Raw genomic sequence first — 2505 nt, forward strand, 5'->3', positions numbered from 1 at the left:
CGCCCCCACGACAGCCCCGCCCGCTACCTGGTCCCGGCCCTCGTGGCCGCGGCCGTAGCGGTCGGACTCGGCGTCTACGGCAAGGTCCACGACCCGGCGGGCACCGCCTTCAACCTCGCCGGCTTCAGCAGCACGGGCGCGGTGAAGTCCTGGCTCGCGACCACCGCGTTCTTCTTCGCCCTCGTCCAGGTCGTCTCGGCCTTCATGGTCTACGGCAGGCTGCCGGGCCCGAGTTGGTCGGCGACGCTGCACCGCTGGTCGGGGCGGATCGCGTTCCTGGTGGCGGTGCCGGTGGCGGTGCACTGCCTCTACGCGTTCGGCTACCAGACGTACTCGACACGCGTGATGTGGCATTCCGTCCTGGGGTGCGCGTTCTTCGGCGCCTTCAGTGCCAAGATGCTGCTGCTCCGCTCGGAACGGCTGCCCGGCTGGCTGCTGCCGCTCGTCGGCGGACTGGTCTTCACCGTCCTCACGCTGCTCTGGCTGACATCCGCCCTCTGGTTCTTCCGCACGGTCGGAGTGACGACATGACCACCGCCGTAGCCACGACACGACCCCCCTCGGAGTGACCACATGACCGACAGCTCGACGCGCCGCACGGTCCTCGCGACGGGTGCGGCCGCCGCGCTCACCGCGGGCTGCAGCAAGTACGGCGACAGCAACGACTCCTCGGGCTCGTCGTCCGTGAAGGCCACCGGCGGCCAGGAGCTGGCGAAGACCTCCGACATCCCCGTCGGCGGGGGCAAGATCTTCAAGGACCAGAAGATCGTGGTGACCCAGCCGAAGAAGGACGAGTTCAAGGCCTTCTCGGCGATCTGCACCCACCAGGGCTGCACGGTCGGCACCGTCGCGAACGGCACCATCGACTGCCCGTGCCACGGCAGCAAGTACCGCATCGCGGACGGTTCCGTGGAGGCGGGACCGGCGCCGAAGTCGCTGCCCGCGGAGCAGATCAAGGTGGAGGGAAATTCGATCCGCCTGGCGTGAGATGCCACGTACGCTCCGGGAATGCCGTTCGAGAGCCTGGTCCGCGACCACACGATCTACGCCTGCGTGATGGGTTCACGCGCCTTCGGCCTGGCGACGGACGGCAGCGACACGGATCGCCGGGGCGTGTTCGTGGCCCCCACCCCGCTCTTCTGGCGCTTCGACAAGCCGCCGACGCACATCGAGGGCCCGGCGGAGGAGCAGTTCAGCTGGGAGCTGGAGCGCTTCTGCGAACTGGCCCTGCGCGCCAACCCCAACATCCTGGAGTGCCTCCACTCCCCCCTCGTGGAGCACGTCGACGACACCGGCCGTGAACTCCTCGCCCTGCGCGACGCGTTCCTCTCCCGCCAGGTCCACGAGACCTTCACGCGCTACGCGTTGGGCCAGCGCAAGAAGCTGGAGGTCGACATCCGCACGCACGGCGCCCCGCGTTGGAAACACGCGATGCACCTCCTCCGCCTCCTCACCAGCGCCCGCGATCTGCTCCGCACGGGCACCCTGAAGATCGACGTAGGAGACCAACGCGCCCCGCTCCTCGCGGTGAAACGCGGCGAAGTCCCCTGGCCGCAGGTCGAGTCCTGGATGACCCGCCTGGCCACGGAGACGGACGAGGCAGCCACCCACACCCCCCTCCCGCCGGAACCGGACCGCCGGCGAGTGGAGGATTTCCTGATCCGGGTCCGCCGCGCGTCCACCGACGCCCTACCGGGGTGACGCCACCGACAGCCCCGCGTCGACGGCGGCCTCGCCCTGCCGCTTGTCGTACGTCACGAACCAGCTGACCCCGTGCCCGAGTTTGAGATCCGCCACGGTGTGGATCGCGTCAAGGCCGCGCGGCGAGGTGTTCGGCGCCAACTCCCCCGCCTCCTGCATCAGTTCAGGCGTGAGACGAACCCGCGCGATGGCGTTCAGCAGAGCATCGGCGGCCGCCCGCTCGACCTCGTCCGCGCCGAGCCGACGCAGCAGCCGCACCTCGGTCTGCGCCAGGTCGCAGGTCACGACACGACGCATTCCGCCGTGCTGTCCGATCCACTGCTCCAGCGCCGTCGTCTCCGCCTCGACCCGCAGCAGCTTGGCGATCGCCGACGCGTCGAGGTAGAGCAACGTCACAGCGTCTCCTCCCCGCGCTGAGCGAGCAGCTCCGCGGTGGGGCCGCGTCCCTCCGCGTCCCGTCTGACCGCCCGGAGCCGCTCCAGCGCGTCCGCGGCCTCGACGCCGTGGCCGTCGTCCATGACCGAGGCATCGAGCAACCCGATGGCGATCGCGGCACGGAGGTCCCGTTCGGCCGGCTCCAGCGGAGACAGTACGGCGACCGGCACCCCGTCCCGAGTGACCTCGATCGACTCGCCCGCCGCCACGGCGTCCAACAGAGCCGCGGTGTGCCGGGACAGCTCCCGGACCGGCACACGCCTGCGCTTCGTCCTACCCATGCCTGCCACGACACGCCCACCGCCTGACAGGGCCCACCGGTGTCAGACACGAACACGACACGTCAGGCATCCCAAAGCTCCCCGAGCC

General features: G+C 70.2%; 5 protein-coding genes. 3 read left to right on the top strand and 2 right to left on the bottom strand.

Going from position 1 to position 2505, the window contains the following annotated elements; translation table 11 throughout:
* From AC31A1_RS50010 to AC31A1_RS50020, 3 genes are all read left to right on the top strand, one after another.
* Nucleotides 1-531: DUF6529 family protein (locus AC31A1_RS50010; RefSeq protein ID WP_489659694.1), on the top strand; the 531-nt coding region annotated here is incomplete at its 5' end.
* A 42-nt stretch (nt 532-573) separates the two neighbouring features.
* Nucleotides 574-987, top strand: a complete 414-nt coding sequence (locus tag AC31A1_RS50015; protein WP_489659695.1) for a Rieske (2Fe-2S) protein — start codon at nt 574-576, stop codon at nt 985-987.
* A 21-nt stretch (nt 988-1008) separates the two neighbouring features.
* Nucleotides 1009-1701: a nucleotidyltransferase domain-containing protein gene (locus AC31A1_RS50020; protein ID WP_489659696.1), complete on the top strand. Its 693-nt coding sequence runs from the start codon at nt 1009-1011 to the stop codon at nt 1699-1701.
* Here AC31A1_RS50020 and AC31A1_RS50025 read toward each other — a convergent pair.
* Together AC31A1_RS50025 and AC31A1_RS50030 are read right to left on the bottom strand one after the other, a co-directional pair.
* Complete coding sequence (locus tag AC31A1_RS50025; protein ID WP_489659697.1) at nt 1690-2097, bottom strand: type II toxin-antitoxin system VapC family toxin; 408 nt, start codon at nt 2095-2097, stop codon at nt 1690-1692. The two genes, AC31A1_RS50020 and AC31A1_RS50025, sit on opposite strands and share 12 nt — an antisense overlap.
* Nucleotides 2094-2417 (bottom strand): type II toxin-antitoxin system Phd/YefM family antitoxin, encoded by a 324-nt coding sequence (locus tag AC31A1_RS50030; protein WP_489659698.1) that lies wholly within the window; start codon nt 2415-2417, stop codon nt 2094-2096. The genes AC31A1_RS50025 and AC31A1_RS50030 overlap by 4 nt, the downstream gene beginning before the upstream one ends.
* Nucleotides 2418-2505: the final 88 nt, after the last annotated feature.

The sequence above is a fragment of the Streptomyces sp. P5F9 genome (genome assembly GCF_057961495.1).

Coding starts and splice junctions, on each gene's coding strand:
- AC31A1_RS50015 (WP_489659695.1), top strand. CDS start 574: ATGACCGACAGCTCGACGCGCCGCACGGTCCTCGCGACGGGTGCGGCC.
- AC31A1_RS50020 (WP_489659696.1), top strand. CDS start 1,009: ATGCCGTTCGAGAGCCTGGTCCGCGACCACACGATCTACGCCTGCGTG.
- AC31A1_RS50030 (WP_489659698.1), bottom strand. CDS start 2,417: ATGGGTAGGACGAAGCGCAGGCGTGTGCCGGTCCGGGAGCTGTCCCGG.